24 protein-coding genes are annotated in these 16,225 nt (G+C 42.0%); 19 read left to right on the top strand and 5 right to left on the bottom strand.

The features are described 5' to 3' along the window. Nucleotides 1–38 precede the first annotated feature (38 nt). Nucleotides 39–749 carry a YIP1 family protein gene (locus J3455_RS17645; protein ID WP_058586182.1) on the bottom strand — a complete coding sequence of 237 codons (711 nt, stop codon included), beginning with the start codon at nucleotides 747–749 and terminating at the stop codon, nucleotides 39–41. A 170-nt stretch (nucleotides 750–919) separates the two neighbouring features. On the opposite strand from J3455_RS17645, the gene J3455_RS17640 reads away from it, so the two are divergent. Beyond that, entirely contained in the window at nucleotides 920–1,813 is an 894-nt protein-coding gene (locus tag J3455_RS17640) for an aldo/keto reductase (protein WP_484581680.1), read from the top strand. Nucleotides 1,814–1,876: 63 nt separating this feature from the next. Here J3455_RS17640 and J3455_RS17635 read toward each other — a convergent pair whose 3' ends face one another. From J3455_RS17635 to J3455_RS17620, 4 genes are all read right to left on the bottom strand, one after another. Continuing rightward, nucleotides 1,877–2,554, bottom strand: coding sequence for a TorF family putative porin (locus J3455_RS17635; protein ID WP_130049946.1), 678 nt, complete (start codon nucleotides 2,552–2,554; stop codon nucleotides 1,877–1,879). A 287-nt stretch (nucleotides 2,555–2,841) separates the two neighbouring features. Beyond that, a complete protein-coding gene (locus tag J3455_RS17630) occupies nucleotides 2,842–4,008 on the bottom strand; it encodes a hypothetical protein (protein WP_130049945.1) in 1,167 nt (388 codons plus the stop codon). Between the two features lie 145 nt (nucleotides 4,009–4,153). Beyond that, nucleotides 4,154–4,354: a helix-turn-helix transcriptional regulator gene (locus tag J3455_RS17625; protein WP_130049944.1), complete on the bottom strand. Its 201-nt coding sequence runs from the start codon at nucleotides 4,352–4,354 to the stop codon at nucleotides 4,154–4,156. Nucleotides 4,355–4,362: 8 nt separating this feature from the next. Continuing rightward, nucleotides 4,363–4,782 (bottom strand): hypothetical protein, encoded by a 420-nt coding sequence (locus J3455_RS17620; RefSeq protein ID WP_130049943.1) that lies wholly within the window; start codon nucleotides 4,780–4,782, stop codon nucleotides 4,363–4,365. A gap of 224 nt (nucleotides 4,783–5,006) precedes the next feature. Between J3455_RS17620 and J3455_RS17615 the strand changes: the two genes are divergently transcribed. From J3455_RS17615 to rplQ, 18 genes are all read left to right on the top strand, one after another. Further along, nucleotides 5,007–6,950, top strand: coding sequence for an AsmA family protein (locus J3455_RS17615; protein WP_349562114.1), 1,944 nt, complete (start codon nucleotides 5,007–5,009; stop codon nucleotides 6,948–6,950). 274 nt (nucleotides 6,951–7,224) lie between these two features. Beyond that, nucleotides 7,225–7,593: a 50S ribosomal protein L14 gene (gene rplN, locus J3455_RS17610; RefSeq protein ID WP_010378257.1), complete on the top strand. Its 369-nt coding sequence runs from the start codon at nucleotides 7,225–7,227 to the stop codon at nucleotides 7,591–7,593. Nucleotides 7,594–7,603: 10 nt separating this feature from the next. Continuing rightward, nucleotides 7,604–7,918 (top strand): 50S ribosomal protein L24, encoded by a 315-nt coding sequence (gene rplX / locus J3455_RS17605; RefSeq protein WP_036974032.1) that lies wholly within the window; start codon nucleotides 7,604–7,606, stop codon nucleotides 7,916–7,918. A 16-nt stretch (nucleotides 7,919–7,934) separates the two neighbouring features. Then, the gene (gene rplE, locus J3455_RS17600; RefSeq protein WP_054554390.1) at nucleotides 7,935–8,474 is read left to right on the top strand and encodes a 50S ribosomal protein L5; all 540 of its coding nucleotides are present in this window, start codon (nucleotides 7,935–7,937) and stop codon (nucleotides 8,472–8,474) included. 10 nt (nucleotides 8,475–8,484) lie between these two features. Then, nucleotides 8,485–8,790, top strand: coding sequence for a 30S ribosomal protein S14 (rpsN, locus tag J3455_RS17595; RefSeq protein WP_130049941.1), 306 nt, complete (start codon nucleotides 8,485–8,487; stop codon nucleotides 8,788–8,790). A 21-nt stretch (nucleotides 8,791–8,811) separates the two neighbouring features. Next, a complete protein-coding gene (rpsH, locus tag J3455_RS17590) occupies nucleotides 8,812–9,204 on the top strand; it encodes a 30S ribosomal protein S8 (protein ID WP_054554388.1) in 393 nt (130 codons plus the stop codon). A gap of 13 nt (nucleotides 9,205–9,217) precedes the next feature. Next, nucleotides 9,218–9,751, top strand: coding sequence for a 50S ribosomal protein L6 (gene rplF / locus J3455_RS17585; RefSeq protein ID WP_054554387.1), 534 nt, complete (start codon nucleotides 9,218–9,220; stop codon nucleotides 9,749–9,751). 9 nt (nucleotides 9,752–9,760) lie between these two features. Next, nucleotides 9,761–10,111 (top strand): 50S ribosomal protein L18, encoded by a 351-nt coding sequence (gene rplR, locus J3455_RS17580; RefSeq protein WP_130049940.1) that lies wholly within the window; start codon nucleotides 9,761–9,763, stop codon nucleotides 10,109–10,111. Between the two features lie 9 nt (nucleotides 10,112–10,120). Beyond that, nucleotides 10,121–10,627 carry a 30S ribosomal protein S5 gene (gene rpsE / locus J3455_RS17575; protein WP_036974018.1) on the top strand — a complete coding sequence of 169 codons (507 nt, stop codon included), beginning with the start codon at nucleotides 10,121–10,123 and terminating at the stop codon, nucleotides 10,625–10,627. 3 nt (nucleotides 10,628–10,630) lie between these two features. After that, nucleotides 10,631–10,813: a 50S ribosomal protein L30 gene (gene rpmD / locus J3455_RS17570; RefSeq protein ID WP_016710201.1), complete on the top strand. Its 183-nt coding sequence runs from the start codon at nucleotides 10,631–10,633 to the stop codon at nucleotides 10,811–10,813. A gap of 4 nt (nucleotides 10,814–10,817) precedes the next feature. Beyond that, on the top strand, nucleotides 10,818–11,252 hold the full coding sequence (gene rplO, locus J3455_RS17565) for a 50S ribosomal protein L15 (protein WP_054554386.1): 435 nt from the start codon (nucleotides 10,818–10,820) through the stop codon (nucleotides 11,250–11,252). A gap of 10 nt (nucleotides 11,253–11,262) precedes the next feature. Then, nucleotides 11,263–12,591 (top strand): preprotein translocase subunit SecY, encoded by a 1,329-nt coding sequence (gene secY, locus J3455_RS17560; protein WP_036974013.1) that lies wholly within the window; start codon nucleotides 11,263–11,265, stop codon nucleotides 12,589–12,591. A gap of 22 nt (nucleotides 12,592–12,613) precedes the next feature. After that, a complete protein-coding gene (gene rpmJ / locus J3455_RS17555; protein ID WP_002959476.1) occupies nucleotides 12,614–12,727 on the top strand; it encodes a 50S ribosomal protein L36 in 114 nt (37 codons plus the stop codon). Nucleotides 12,728–12,855: 128 nt separating this feature from the next. Beyond that, a complete protein-coding gene (gene rpsM / locus J3455_RS17550) occupies nucleotides 12,856–13,212 on the top strand; it encodes a 30S ribosomal protein S13 (RefSeq protein WP_036974011.1) in 357 nt (118 codons plus the stop codon). A 13-nt stretch (nucleotides 13,213–13,225) separates the two neighbouring features. After that, entirely contained in the window at nucleotides 13,226–13,612 is a 387-nt protein-coding gene (gene rpsK / locus J3455_RS17545) for a 30S ribosomal protein S11 (protein WP_036974009.1), read from the top strand. A gap of 21 nt (nucleotides 13,613–13,633) precedes the next feature. After that, nucleotides 13,634–14,254 (top strand): 30S ribosomal protein S4, encoded by a 621-nt coding sequence (gene rpsD / locus J3455_RS17540; protein ID WP_036974007.1) that lies wholly within the window; start codon nucleotides 13,634–13,636, stop codon nucleotides 14,252–14,254. A gap of 24 nt (nucleotides 14,255–14,278) precedes the next feature. Next, nucleotides 14,279–15,265: a DNA-directed RNA polymerase subunit alpha gene (locus tag J3455_RS17535; RefSeq protein WP_130049939.1), complete on the top strand. Its 987-nt coding sequence runs from the start codon at nucleotides 14,279–14,281 to the stop codon at nucleotides 15,263–15,265. A 39-nt stretch (nucleotides 15,266–15,304) separates the two neighbouring features. Continuing rightward, entirely contained in the window at nucleotides 15,305–15,706 is a 402-nt protein-coding gene (rplQ, locus tag J3455_RS17530; RefSeq protein WP_004589197.1) for a 50S ribosomal protein L17, read from the top strand. The last annotated feature ends 519 nt before the right edge of the window (nucleotides 15,707–16,225 follow it).

The raw sequence follows: 16,225 nt of genomic DNA, 5'->3' as shown, positions 1-16,225 counted from the left end.
TGGTAGTTAAGAGCGGCATATCGCCGCTCAAAGCAGAATTAAACGAGAGCGATTACAGTCCAAATACCGTAAATAACAATACTTGGCAGGGCTGCAAAAAGTAGCGCCTTATTGAAAGTGAAATTAGTCCAGCTCTTCAAACCTATAGCTGCGATGAAAATGCCCCAAATAGAAAAGATATTTAGGCTCTCCAATAAGGTGTAGAATGGATGGCCAATTTCTAAGCCAATTAAAAGTTGGTTAATCGAAGCATAGTTAAATAACGTCTGTGAAATTTGGTCGGTACTTGCAGTTAATACTAAAATGAGCAAACCGAGGCTTGATATAATCATTGGCATCATGGTCCACACACCAAAGCCATACCAAGCACCATAACCATAGTTAGCTTCTGGGTCTTGCTTAGATACAAATAAGTAGTAGCCTGCCATCAGAGCATTAATAACAGCCAAACCAATGATGCCACCAAAGATGGCAAACCAAACCTGCATATCTATGGTTTGCTCCATGCTTTGGCGAATCATTTTTTGCTCAGCAATAGTGGCATCAACACTGGCGGCTGCCACTTGTTGATCGATTAAAAATTGCGGGTCAGCTTTATTATAAAAAGCAAACATGCTGGCGGCGAGAATGCCGGCAAGTAAAATAAAGGCAACAAAAGACCAACCTTTTGCTTCTTTTAAACCATTAAAGGCTTTACTCGGGCTGATAAAAATATCAACCAATGCGGTCATTACATTTGATGATTTCATTTTTTATTCCTTGTTTTATAACATTTGTTTTTAGGTACTAAAATATCCTGTTTAGTAACAAATTAGCAATTTGTTTTGTAACTGTATGTTAACAGCTGTGATTAGTAAATCTGTGATATGGTTAAAGGATTAATTTGAATCGAACTTATTAGGAAAAGTAGGTCGTTATGGTGAATAGCAATGGTCGTTGTATTGATGAGTTGGTATTAGGGTTCTGGCGCTTGTTAGATTGGCAGGTAACGCCCCAGCAATGCTTAAGTTTTTTAGAAAATGCAATCGATATGGGAGTTTCACATACCGATCATGCTGACATCTACGGTGAATACGGTTGTGAAGCTGAATTTGGTAAAGCACTTAAACTAAAACCAAGTATTCGTGATGAAATCAAAATCATCACTAAATGTGGTATTAAGCCTGCGTTTGCAAGCCTAGGATTACAAGGCAAAGCAAACCACTATGATTCAAGTGCCGCGCATATTATTGCCTCAGCACAGCAGTCACTAAAAAACTTCAACACTGATCGTTTAGATGTATTACTTATTCATCGCCCTGATTACTTGATGAATGCCGATGAAATGGCACAAGCATTTAATACCCTAAAAGCAAATGGTGATGTGATTGACTTTGGTGTATCTAACTTTACGCCATCACAACTTAGCTTGTTACAGTCGCGTTTAGACTTTGAACTAGTGACCAATCAAATCGAGTTTTCACCCTACGAAATGAAAGCCCTTGATGATGGTAGCTTAGATCAATGCCAGTTGCTTGATATTAAACCTATGCTTTGGTCACCATTGGCAGGGGGGCGTTTATTCTCAAGCGATGATGAAAAAGCAGTGCGTTTACGTGCCGTGTTAGAGCAGGTTGGTGCTGAAATTGGCGCCACAGCAATTGATCAAGTTGTTTATGCTTGGTTGTTAATGCACCCGAGTGCACCGTCTGTGGTACTTGGTACGGGTAACATTGAACGTGTTAAATCAGCGGTTGAAGCTAAGCAGCTCTCTATGAGCCGTGAACAATGGTATCGCATTTGGCAAGGCTCAACTGGTCATAGTGTGCCTTAACGAATAGCCCTAAACGAGAAAAGGGCCTTACGGCCCTTCGTGTTGCAGCAAGTAACACATTCTTTATAAAGTGAAGTCAACCGCGTAAGCGACGTACACTTTTACATCTGAACCATCGATGTCATTGTCTGAAAGACCGAAAGTAAAGCCGTCTTTCGACACTGAAACGCCGTAGTCGATGATGTCATCATCACCAATGAAATCCCCTGAGTAATGACCTAAATGAAGGGCCATTTCTGCACCGGTACTGCCAACTGGGAAGCTGTAGTCAGCATTTAAATAAAGTGAATCACCAAAGTCTGTACCGTCACCGCTAGCTGCTGATGTTGCTAGTACTGCTGCACCAAAGGTGAAGCTACCCATGCTAATGCTACCGTAGATTTCTGAGAAATCTGCATCTGTGTAAGATGCTGCATCTGGGTATGCATAATAAATGTAGCCAACATCGTAGCTAAAGGTTTCATTGATTTCACCGCCAAAACCAGCATAAAGGTCTAGCTCGTAAGTCATGTCGTCAGCCCAGCTAGCATTCGATACCCAAGTACCCGCATAAAAGCCAGATTCACTTGCGTAGTCGATACCACCTTGGATTGCAGCATCACCGCCAGTTTGCTCTTGACCACGCCATAAGTAATTTGACGTTGCCGCAGCGTTTGCTGTGACTTCTGCATAACTATATGTCGAGCTCAAAGTTAATAGCGCAAGAGCGCTTGCTGCGACCGTTTTTTTTAGTTTTAGCATGTTTCTGTATCCTGTTGTTATGTTGATTTTGTCCCATTTCAGATTGCAGTCTGGTTATTATTCGAGGACATTTATTATGTGTTGTCTGGATACGATATTGCACTGGTTGTGCCAAGTTCATTTTGAATAGGATATTTTATGCTTAAATGCTTTAAAAACAGACTTCTAAGATGGCTTAATTGAAAAAATAGTGGATATTTGAATTGTTCATGCGCACTTGTGTGGTGCAAAAAATAACCCGGTTGCACAATTGCGAAGCACCCGGGTTTCTCTTATTTGAGAGTGACTTAGCCGAAAATCGCTCGCATCAGACTAATAGTCTCTTCAACACTTCGGCCTTTTTCAACTTCACTGATGATTGAATCGCGCTTTGCTTTGATATGTTCAGGGATATCATCACTTGCTAATGCACGGTCTACCAGTATCTCAGCTGATTCTTTGCCACGGCGTACGGTCTTTTTACCTGCTGAGCTCGTGGTACTCTTAGGTTTGTTTAACAACTTAATATAGTTTGAGTTATCGGCGGTACTTTTATCTGCATAATAAAAGAAGCTAGGTAATAGGGCTTTAATTTCAACTAAAGATTGCTCAAGTTCATTTGCGGCGCTAGCCATTTTGAACCAAGGCATATTATGGATTGCTTCTACAATATCTTGCCAGTAGCGCTCAAAATCACGGTTATTTAATTTGGTAATACCTAGTGCCCCACAAAGGGCATCAAGTTTACTATTTACGATTGGTGTAAACACATCAGGTCGGCGCATCGCAAGTAAGCGAGTTGCAGGAGCAAGCGTTGGCTTTTCATCGCTACCATTAAATGCCATCAAGTATGCAACCATAAAGTGTTGATAATGCTCTTGGGTTATTTCGCCTTCAAGTGGAATGTGCGCTAAGGCTTCATCGAATGCACCAGGCAAATCACTCAACATTTGGTGAAAGCCTTTTGCGTTCTTCGTAGAAGCAAACCATTCAACATCGAAGTTATAGCTGCTTGGATCAAGCGACGCACTGTGTTTACCTGAAAACGCTAAACGGTCTTCAGGGATCATCTCTTTTAATGATTGTGATTTAATCGCTGCAATGTAATTAGCTAAACGTAGTTGCTCATCAAGTGCCACAAGCTCTTTATGCTGTTCGATGAAGCCTGCGATAACTGGCCATGGTGCAACTCTTAAGGTTTTTAATTGCAAAAAGCTGATGGCAGAAATTAATAAGTCATGAAGTTTCTTAAGTGTCGGTAATTGCTTATCTTCTAATAGATCGTAGTTAATGCGATCGCGGCTTGCACTTAATAGCTCATAGCACCAGCCTAAAAAGTCTTCAGGGTGGTTTTCTACTTTAACTGCCATTAGGTTTAAGCTGATATCAGAGGCCTGCTTGAGGATGTTTTGATAAATTTGACTTTCTTGCTCGCCAAGCGCCATTTTTGACGGTGAAATAAGCAGTTTCTTCATGCTTAATCGATACTCCAGTTTTGACCAAATTAGGTTGTTTGATTTTAGTACACAGGGTGCAAAAACAACAGGGTCGTGCATCATACCGAAGTAATGAAATGATGCAATCTTACTGATAGAGCAAGATTGCGATTGACTTGATTAATTAATCATTATCATCAAGTGTAAATAATTGCTCAACGGTAAGTTCAAAGTGGGTTGCAATTTTTAACGCGATAATAACCGAAGGTATAAAGCGGCCTGTTTCGACTGTGCTAATGGTTTTACGTGATACTGCAATGGCATCAGCGAGTTCTTGCTGCGATAAACCCTTCTCTTTACGGAATTTAGCGATATTATTTTCCACTATTATACCTAGTCTCTACTCTGCCAAAGAATTGATACGCCGTATACTAAACACATTTGAGCGAGGTAAAATGTGGCCATCATGCTATGAGATACATTTAAAGCAAGGTCATCAGACAATAAAAAAATAACCCCCATGCTAAAAAGTAATCCAAGAACCACATGTTTATAAGCGATGGTATCAATTGTCTTTAAAAATTCATCGGTATACATAAGGCGATACCCAAGTTTCCATGTAAACCCACCTCTAATCACAAACATAAAAAATGAACCTAAAAAAGCGGCAGCGCCGATAAACAGTAAAGGTGCTGATGTTTGCTTAAGCATTGGGTAAACACTAATGATTAATAACGTAATTCCCATGAATATTGAAAACCATGCGTTATGGCTCATAAACTTTTCTTCCGTTTGTATATCTTGCTTAGACATAATCTTTTCCTTTTGATTTAAATGTAACCTCTAGGTATCAATGTAACCCTAGGGTATCATTCGGTCAAGATTTATTTGTAACCTAAAGGTATCAAAATATTTCAGCGCTGATTCATGTTCTTATACCTAAGCTTGTTTACAAACCTTTTTGTGGATTGGGCAATGCATTTGCGCCTAACTCCCGCTATGATATGAACATTGTTTGCCCATTTTTAAGGATGATTATGAAAACCTTACTGAAAGTTGTTGGTGTCATTTTCTTATTACTAATTGCATTAGTAGTCGCAGCACCATTCCTCATTCCTACAGACGCGATATTTAATAAAGTATCGGAGCAAGTAGAACAAACCACAGGTCGTAGTCTGACTATTAATGGCGATAAAAAGCTGTCGGTATTTCCATCATTAAAGCTAGAACTGAATGATGTAAACTTTGCCAATATGCAAACTGGTTCGCAAAAAAATATGGCAAGTATGCAGCAACTTGCTATCCGTATTCCTTGGATGTCGTTATTTGGCGGTGAGTTTAAGCTAGATAAATTTGTTATTAACGAACCAACGATTTTGTTAGAAACCGATAAAAATGGTAAAGCAAACTGGCAGCTATTTGATGCGGTTGCAGAGCAACCACAGACTGATCAGCAAAAGAGTTCTGGTGCCGTTAACTTACCAGATAACTTTGATATTGAGCTTGGCGAAGTGGCAATTTATGGTGGTACCTTTACTTATCTAGACGGTAAAACTGGGGCAAAACAACAGATAAGTGATTTAGAGTTAGCCATTTTATTACCTTCTCTTCGTAAAACCCTTGAGTTAAAAGGCGGTATTACCTATATGGGTGAGCGTTTTGATTTGGATGTAACGCTAGATACACCCGTAAAAGCGATTGAGGGCGAAACCTTTAATGTCAGCACTGAGGTTGATTCACGCTTGATCGATTTGAATTTCAAAGGGGCAATTGCAGAAATGGGTAATGATGTGCAAGGGCTTCTATCTGTCAGTGGTGACTCAGTTAAAAACATTGCGAATTGGCAGGGTGTTGAGCTTAATGCTAAAGAGAATGCTTTCAATGCGTTTAATGTAAAAGGTTCAATGCATTTAAAAGGTGAGCAGTTTAAACTGGCTGAGCTACTTGCCACCCTAGATGAGCTACAAATTAAAGGTAAAAGCGATATTAAGCTTGGCGACCGTTTAGTTGTTAATGCCGATATTGATTTAGGCATGCTTGATTTAAACCCTTACTTACCTGAGGGGGTAGCTAAAGAAGAGCAAGCAGAACCAGCCTCAGATGCGCCAGCGCAGCCAATTGTTTGGGATGATACAACAATTGATATGAGCGGCCTAAATGCACTTGATGCAAATGTTGTTGTGCGTTCAAGTGGTTTAAAAGCAAATGATATTACACTTGGCGAAAACCAGTTAACAGTGAACCTTAAAAATGCAGTAGCTAACATCAGCTTAGATAAGTTTGTTGCATACGAAGGTAATGGCAAAGGTGTAATCACCGTTAACGCTAAGCAAACACCTTATAAAATTAGCACTAACTTTTCTTTAGATAAAATCGATGCACAGCCATTACTTACTGATGCGGCCGGTTTCGATAAGTTAATGGGTAAAGGCTCTTTAAACTGGGATCTAACGACCACAGGTCAAAGTCAAAAAAGCTTTATTAATGCCCTTAACGGCAAGGTGGGCTTTGAGTTTGCAGATGGTGCAGTGAAAGGAGCCAACATTGCAGAGATGGTTCGTAAAGCAAAAGAGCTTATAAAAGGTAACTTAAGTGCAGTATCAGAAGGTTTAGATACTGGCTTTGATAACTCACAACAGACAGACTTCTCAGCACTTAAAGGTAGTTTTGTATTCACAAATGGTATTGGTGAAAATACAGACTTATCTCTATTAAGCCCGCTTATTCGTATTACCGGCTCAGGTAAGATTGATTTACCAATGACCACTGTAGACTACCGTTTAGTGACGGGGATTGTTGATTCAATCGAAGGGCAGGGTACGACAGATGACAGCACTGGGTTTAAAATTCCTCTGCGTATAAAAGGCCCATTCCATGATGTAGGTTATAGCTTAGATGTGAGTGAGGCTGCTAAAGAAGAAGTGAAAGAAAAAGCCAAAGATAAAATAAAAGACAAATTAAAAGGTCTATTTGGAAATTAATAAAATTTAATTAAAGTCAAAAACAGGGCGCATTAGCGCCCTGTTTGTTTTATAATCAATAACAAACCAGCAAGTCGCTGTAATTCCTTAATGCAAGCAGCACGATTAATTCCAAATTAATTAAAAAATAACCTACCACTTCCTTGTCATTGCTGCTACAATTGCCCGCCCTTAAGAGACAACTTGCTTGTTTTTTGAGTGGAATTTAACCGAAATGTCTTGATTTTAAACAGAATTAAGGCGTGTTGTAATTTCTACACCGGAGGTCATTAACATGATCCAAATGCAAACTCAGCTGGACGTTGCTGATAACAGCGGCGCTCGCAAAGTGCAGTGTATTAAAGTCCTTGGCGGTTCGCACCGTCGCTATGCAGCGGTTGGCGATATCATCAAAGTTTCTGTAAAAGAAGCTATTCCTCGCGGTAAAGTGAAGAAAGGTGATGTTAAAAACGCGGTAGTTGTGCGTACTAAAAAAGGCGTTCGTCGTCCGGACGGTTCTTTGATCCGTTTCGATAGCAATGCGGCTGTTATCTTAAATGATAACTTACAGCCAATTGGTACTCGTATCTTCGGCCCTGTGACTCGTGAACTTCGTACTGAAAAGTTCATGAAAATCGTTTCACTAGCACCAGAAGTACTATAAGGAGTCTATCATGGCAGCAAAAATCCGTCGTGATGACGAAGTAATCGTACTAGCCGGTAAAGACAAAGGTAAGCGCGGTAAAGTGCTTTCAGTTGTTACTGAGTCTGGTCGAGTATTTGTCGAAGGCATCAACTTAATCAAGAAGCACCAAAAGCCGGTTCCACAGTTGAACCAAGCTGGCGGTATTGTTGAGAAAGAAGCGTCTATCGACGTATCAAACGTTGCGATCTACAACTCGGAAACGGGTAAAGCAGATCGTGTAGGTTTCAAGATTGAAGATGGTAAGAAATTACGTATCTTTAAATCTACTGGTAAAACTATCTAATAGTTGGAGTAGAATGATGGCGAAACTGCATGAAGTATATAAAGACAAAGTAGTCGCTGAACTTCAAGAGAAGTTTGGTTTCAGCTCTGTCATGCAAGTCCCTCAGATCGAAAAGATCACATTAAACATGGGTGTGGGCGAAGCTCTAGCTGACAAGAAGATCTTAGATAACGCTGTTGCGGATCTAGAAGCAATCTCTGGTCAGAAACCTCTAATCACTAAAGCACGCAAATCAGTTGCAGGCTTCAAAGTGCGTGAAGGTTACCCAATTGGTTGTAAAGTAACCCTACGTGGCGAGCGTATGTGGGACTTTTTTGAGCGTTTGGTTTCAATCGCTATCCCGCGTATCCGTGACTTCCGTGGTGTAAGTGCTAAGTCTTTTGATGGACGTGGTAACTACAGCATGGGCGTACGTGAGCAAATCATCTTCCCAGAAATTGATTATGATAAAGTAGACCGTGTTCGCGGTATGGATATCACAATCACTACTTCTGCGAAAACAGATGATGAAGGCCGTGCGTTGTTAGAAGCGTTTAACTTCCCATTCAAGAAATAAGGGTAGGGTTATGGCAAAGAATTCTATGAAAGCGCGCGAAGCAAAGCGCACTAAATTAGTTGCTCAGTATGCTGAAAAGCGTGCGGCACTAAAAGCTATCATCAGTGATGTAAATACATCTGACGATGATCGTTGGGACGCGGTATTAAAGCTACAAGCTTTACCACGTGATTCTAGCTCTTCACGTCAACGTAATCGTTGTAACGTTACGGGCCGCCCACATGGTTACCTTCGCAAATTCGGCATGAGCCGTATCAAAGTTCGCGAAGCAGCTATGCGCGGTGAAATTCCTGGCCTTAAAAAGGCTAGCTGGTAATAGTATCACGGGAGTAAGACTATGAGCTTGCAAGATCCTATTGCGGATTTGTTTACACGTATCCGTAACGGTCAGTCAGCGAAGAAAGTATCAGTAACGATGCCAACTTCAAAACTGAAAGTAGCAGTAGCTAAAGTATTAAAAGATGAAGGTTATATCGCAGATTACGCTGTAAGCGGTGAAGCGAAGCCTGAGCTTTCTATCGATTTAAAATATTTCGAAGGCAAAGCTGTTATTGAAAATATCCAGCGTGTTAGCCGCCCTGGTCTACGTATCTATAAGAAACGTGACGAATTACCAAAGGTAATGGGTGGTCTTGGTATCGCTATCGTATCAACTTCTAAAGGCCTAATGACAGACCGCGCAGCACGTAGTGCCGGCGTTGGTGGTGAGATCATTGGCTTTGTAGCTTAATCGGAGGGGAACTATGTCTCGCATAGCAAAGGCACCAATCAATGTTCCTGCCGGTGTAGAAGTTACATTAAAAGGCCAGGACATCACAGTTAAAGGCAAAAACGGTGAATTAACTCGTACTATCAACGACGCTGTTGAAGTACAAGTTAACGACAACGTTATTACAACTTTACCTCGTGAAGGCGTAGCTAATGCATGGGCACAAGCAGGTACTGCTCGCGCTCTAATCAACAACATGGTTGTTGGTACGCATGAAGGTTACGAGAAGAAACTTCAGTTAGTAGGTGTTGGTTACCGTGCAGCAGCTAAGGGCAAAGTATTAGACTTAACTCTTGGTTTCTCACACCCAGTGAATTTCGAAGTACCAGAAGGTATTACGATTGAAACACCAAGCCAAACAGAAGTTCTAGTTAAGGGCGTAGACAAGCAGTTAGTTGGTCAAACAGCTGCTAACATCCGTGCATACCGTAAACCTGAGCCTTATAAAGGTAAAGGTGTTCGTTACGCGGACGAGAATGTACGCCGTAAAGAGGCTAAGAAGAAGTAAGGTAAGACGATGGATAAAAAAACAGCTCGTCTACGTCGTGCTAAACGCACTCGTAGAAATTATATTGAACAAGGCACAACGCGTCTTGTTATCCACCGCACGCCACGTCACATTTACGCTCAAGTAGTTACTGCTGAGGGTAATGTACTGGCTGCTGCTTCTACTGTTGAAAAAGCAATTAGCGAAACAGTTAAAGGCACAGGTAACGTTGCAGCTGCTCAAGCAGTTGGTAAAGCGGTTGCTGAACGTGCAGCTGACAAAGGCATCGAAAAGATTGCTTTTGATCGCAGTGGCTTTAAATATCACGGCCGTGTGAAGGCGCTTGCTGATGCAGCGCGTGAAGCCGGTCTGCAATTCTAGGAGTAGACAATGGCTAACGTAGAAGCAAAGCAACAACAGCCTGATTTGGCTGAAAAGCTAATCGCGGTAAACCGTGTGTCTAAAGTAGTTAAAGGTGGTCGTATCTTTAGCTTTACTGCACTAACAGTAGTTGGTGACGGCGCAGGTAAAGTAGGTTTTGGTTATGGTAAAGCACGTGAAGTTCCAGCTGCTATTCAAAAAGCAATGGAAAAAGCACGTCGCAACATGATCAGTGTAGACCTTAACGGTAACACGCTACAGCACCCAATCAAGGGTCGCCACGCGGGTTCTAAAGTATACATGCAGCCTGCTTCTGAAGGTACAGGTATCATCGCCGGTGGTGCGATGCGTGCAGTACTAGAAGTAACTGGTGTACAGAACGTATTGTCAAAAGCATACGGTTCAACTAACCCGATCAACATCGTTCGTGCAACGATTGCTGCTCTAGAGAACATGAATTCTCCAGAGTCAATCGCTGCTAAACGTGGTCTTAGCGTTGACGAAATCACGGGGTAAACCATGGCTAATAAAACTGTAAAAGTAACACAAGTAAAGAGCTCTATCGGTCGTTTACCGAAGCATAAAGCTACATTACGTGGTCTTGGTCTACGTCGTATCAATCACACTGTTGAGTTAGAAGACACAGCATGTGTGCGTGGTATGATTAACCAAGTTTCTTACATGGTAAAGGTTGAGGGTTAATTCGATGCATTTGAATACACTTTCACCTGCTGCTGGTGCAAAAACTGAAAAGAAACGTCTAGGTCGTGGTATTGGTTCTGGTCTTGGTAAGACTGGTGGCCGTGGTCATAAAGGCCAAAAATCACGTTCTGGCGGTAAAGTTCGCGTTGGTTTCGAAGGCGGTCAAATGCCTATGCAACGTCGTCTACCTAAATTTGGTTTCACTTCACGTAAATCATTAGTATCTACTGAAGTTAACCTTTTTGAAATCGCTAAAGTTGAAGGCGATGTAGTAGACGTAAACGCGTTACAAGCAGCTGGTCTAGTTAAAAAGAACATCCAGTTCGTTAAAGTAGTTAAATCTGGCGAAGTTTCACGCGCAGTTACCGTTAAAGGTCTTAAAGTGACTAAAGGTGCTCGCGAAGCTATCGAAGCTGCCGGAGGCAAGGTAGAAGACTAAGGAAGTACTAATGGCTAAACCAGGTCAAGATATGAAAAGTGCACAAAGTGGGCTTTCGGAATTGAAGCGTCGATTACTATTTGTATTAGGTGCTATCATTATTTACCGTCTAGGTTCATTCGTGCCGATCCCTGGGATTGACGCCGCTGTACTTGCCGATTTCTTCGAGCAACAAAAGGGCACCATTGTTGAAATGTTTAACATGTTCAGCGGTGGTGCGCTTGAGCGCGCTTCAGTGTTAGCACTGGGTATTATGCCGTACATCTCGGCTTCGATTATTACGCAACTATTAACGCATATGTATCCGCCGTTTATAGAGCTTAAGAAAGAAGGTGAGCAAGGGCGTAAGAAAATTAGCCAGTACACACGCTACGGCACGCTTGTGCTTGCTACTATCCAATCAATCGGTATTGCTACAAGCTTACCGGGCATGATGGACGGGTTAGTTGTTAACCCTGGTATCGGTTTCTACTTCACTGCTGTAGTGAGTTTAGTAACTGGTACTATGTTCCTAATGTGGTTGGGCGAGCAAATTACAGAACGTGGTATCGGTAACGGTATTTCTGTTCTGATTTTTGTTGGTATCGTAGCTAACCTGCCGTCTGCTATTGGTTCGACAGCCGAAATGGCGCGCCAAGGTGATCTGAATGTACTTGTACTGTTATTGATTGCTGTAATCGTATTCGCTGTTACTTACCTAGTTGTATTCTTTGAGCGTGGTCAACGTCGTATCGTCGTTAACTATGCGAAGCGTCAACAAGGTCGTCAGGTATTTGCTGCTCAAAGCACGCACTTACCACTGAAAGTAAACATGGCGGGTGTTATTCCACCAATCTTTGCTAGCAGTATAATTCTGTTCCCTGGTACAATTGCAAGCTGGTTCGGCCAGGGTGAAGGTCCGGTCGCTGATGTGCTACAAGCAATCGCTACAACGTTGACTCCAGGTCAACCTTTATATGCGATGGTTTTAGCTGCGGCTATTATCTTCTTCTGCTTTTTCTACACCGCGTTGGTATTTAACCCGCGTGAAACAGCAGATAACCTGAAAAAATCTGGCGCATTTATCCCAGGTATTCGTCCAGGTGAGCAGACATCTAAATACATTGATAAAGTGATGACACGCCTGACATTGGCAGGTGCTTTGTATATAACCTTTATCTGTCTGGTGCCCGAATTCATGACTATGGCATGGCAAACGCCATTCTATTTCGGCGGTACATCAATTTTGATTATCGTTGTTGTAATCATGGACTTTATGGCACAAGTACAGACGCATCTGATGTCACATCAGTATGATTCTGTGCTGAAAAAAGCAAACCTTAAAGGCTACGGTCGATAAGGTCATTTTACGGAGTTGAGCAATGAAAGTACGTGCTTCCGTTAAGAAAATATGCCGTAACTGTAAAGTTATTAAACGTGCTGGTGTAGTACGCGTAATTTGCAGTGAGCCTAAGCACAAGCAAAGGCAAGGCTAATTAAACAGTCGTGCAGGCTGAGTTATTTACTCGGCCTGTGTTTTTAGTTGTGATTTGGTCTTCGTTTGAGTATCCTTACGGGCTTTTCAAACAGATGATTACCAAATTCAAATATAGGAGATGTGTTAGTGGCCCGTATCGCTGGCATTAACGTCCCTGATCATAAACATGCAGTTATCGGTTTAACTGCTATTTATGGCATAGGTAAGACTCGCTCTAAGGCTATCTTAGCAGCGACTGGTATCGCCGAGACCACAAAAATCGGTGAACTTTCAGACGAAACACTTGACGTATTGCGTGAAGCAGTTGGCAAGTACACTGTAGAAGGTGACCTTCGTCGTGAAGTTACATTAAATATCAAGCGCCTTATGGACCTTGGTTGTTTCCGTGGCCTACGTCACCGTCGTTCGTTACCACTACGTGGTCAACGTACTAAGACTAACGCGCGTACTCGTAAGGGTCCTCGCAAGCCTATCAAGAAATAAGGTGGGGTAGATTATGGCTAAAGCACCAATTCGTCGTAAGAAGGTTAAAAAGCAAGTTGCTGATGGTATGGCTCACGTTCATGCTTCTTTCAACAACACTATTGTAACAATTACCGACCGTCAAGGTAATGCACTATCTTGGGCAACAGCAGGTGGTTCAGGTTTCCGTGGTTCACGTAAATCTACTCCATTCGCGGCTCAGGTTGCTGCAGAGCGTGCAGGTACTGCTGCTCAAGAATACGGTTTAAAAAATCTAGAAGTTTTCATCAAAGGTCCAGGTCCAGGTCGTGAATCTGCTGTACGTGCTTTGAATGCTGCTGGTTACCGTATCACCAACATCACTGACGTGACGCCAATCCCTCATAATGGTTGTCGTCCACCGAAGAAACGTCGCGTTTAACAATAGGTTAGGAGAAATAACATGGCAAGATATTTGGGCCCTAAGCTCAAGCTGAGTCGTCGTGAAGGTACTGACCTGTTCCTTAAGAGCGGCGTAAGAGCTATCGACTCTAAGTGTAAACTTGAGACTGCACCTGGTCAGCACGGCGCTCGTAAAGGTCGCTTATCTGATTACGGTTTACAGCTACGTGAAAAGCAAAAAGTTCGTCGTATCTACGGTGTACTAGAAAAGCAATTCCGTAACTACTACAAAGAAGCTGCTCGCCTTAAAGGTAATACAGGTGAAAACTTGTTACAGCTTTTAGAGCAACGTTTAGACAATGTTGTATATCGCATGGGTTTTGCTAGCACACGCGCTGAAGCACGTCAGTTAGTAAGCCACAAAGCGATTTTAGTTAATGGTCGTGTAGTGAATATCCCTTCATACGTAATTACTCCAGAAGATACTGTTGTAATTCGTGAGAAGTCGAAAACACAAGCACGTATCATCGCTGCTCTAGAGTTGGCTGAGCAACGTGAAAAGCCGACTTGGGTTGAAGTTGACGGTAAGAAAATGGAAGGCAGCTTCAAGCGCCTACCTGAGCGTTCAGATCTGTCTGCGGACATTAACGAACAACTAATCGTCGAACTTTACTCTAAGTAAAGTTAAGAGTTAAGAGAGGATAAAATGCAGGGTTCTGTTACCGAATTCCTAAAACCAAGGTTAGTCGATATCGACGCTATCAACCCAACGCGTTCTAAAGTAGTTTTAGAGCCATTAGAGCGTGGCTTCGGTCACACTTTGGGTAATGCCTTACGCCGTATACTGTTATCATCTATGCCTGGATGTGCAGTAACTGAAGTAGAAATCGACGGTGTATTGCATGAGTACAGCGCGAAAGAGGGCGTACAAGAAGACATCATTGAAATTCTGTTAAACCTTAAAGGTCTAGCAGTAACTTTAGAAGGCAAAGATGAAGTTTTTCTGACCCTGACTAAATCTGGTGTAGGCCCTGTGACTGCGGCTGATATTCAGCACGATGGTGATGTAACTATCGCCAACCCAGATCACGTTATCTGTCACCTTACGACAGCTAACAGCGAGATCAGCATGCGTATTCGTGTTGAGCGCGGTCGCGGTTATGTGCCGGCATCTAGTCGTTTATCCTCTGATGACGATGAGCGTCCAATTGGTCGTCTGCTGCTTGATGCATCATTCAGCCCAGTTGAACGTATTGCGTACTCGGTTGAATCAGCCCGTGTTGAGCAACGTACAGACTTAGACAAGTTAATCATTGATATGGAAACAAACGGCACTTTAGATCCTGAAGAAGCGATCCGCCGTGCGTCTACTATCTTAGCTGAGCAATTAGATGCATTCGTAGATTTACGTGATGTAACTGAGCCAGAAGAGAAAGAAGAGAAGCCAGAATTCGATCCTATTCTACTTCGTCCAGTTGATGATCTTGAGCTAACAGTACGTTCAGCAAACTGTTTGAAAGCCGAGCAAATTCAATATATCGGTGATTTAGTTCAGCGCACTGAAGTTGAGCTTCTTAAAACGCCTAACTTAGGTAAGAAGTCTCTAACTGAAATTAAAGACGTGCTAGCTTCACGTGGTCTTTCTCTAGGTATGCGCCTAGAAAATTGGCCGCCTGCAAGCCTAGCTGAATAATCTAAATCACTATATTAGTTTAGTTAGAAGGATAGGGTCATGCGCCATCGTAAGAGTGGTCGTCAATTAAACCGTAACAGCAGCCATCGCAAAGCGATGTTCAGCAACATGGCTGGTTCTTTGGTGAAACATGAAATCATCAAAACAACTTTGCCTAAAGCTAAAGAGTTGCGCCGTGTAATTGAACCTTTAATCACACTGGCTAAGACTGACAGTGTAGCAAACCGCCGTTTAGCGTTTGCTCGCACGCGTGATAATGAAGTAGTTGGTAAATTATTCAGCGAAATCGGTCCACGTAATACAGACCGTCCTGGTGGTTACACTCGTATTCTTAAGTGTGGCTTCCGTGCTGGTGATAATGCACCAATGGCTTATATTGAACTAGTTGGTCGCCCAGCGACAAACGAAGAAGTTCAAGAAGACGCGCAGTCTGCAGAGTAAGTCGTAAAGACACCAAAAAGCCGAGCTTATGCTCGGCTTTTTACTTTCTGAAATTCATTTCTAATAAAATAACTCTATCAATCCACAATCATCACCATACCATCTTGAAGCAACTAGCAACTAGCAACTAGCAACTAGCAACTAGCAACTAGCAACTAGCAACTAGCAACTAGCAACTAGCAACAAAGATCACATGTAAAGATCATTACGTTTCTCTTTATTAAGTGAGCCCATCTTTATACAAACTCAAATAAGTTTTTTACTTCTTATATTGTTTAAATAACCCAAATACTGCTAATTTAGTGTGGTTTTTGCACGTTTCGTTCGTATTTTGCGCGAACAGTCATTTTTTTAATAAAAACTGCAAAAAACAGTTGATCTGAATTCGGATCTCCCTATAATGCGCATCCACCGACACGGCGGACTGCTTACAAAAAAGCAAAACGACGAGTTGGTTGAGTCAAGTAAAACTGAGTTTTGAAAAAATAAACTTTTCTCAAAATTAAGTGTTGACAAAAA

It is taken from the genome of Pseudoalteromonas sp. NFXS39 (assembly GCF_040148775.1).
Lineage (GTDB): Bacteria > Pseudomonadota > Gammaproteobacteria > Enterobacterales > Alteromonadaceae > Pseudoalteromonas > Pseudoalteromonas apostichopi.
Note: the sequence above shows the minus strand (reverse complement) of the source record. Positions and strands in the feature narration are given on the sequence as shown.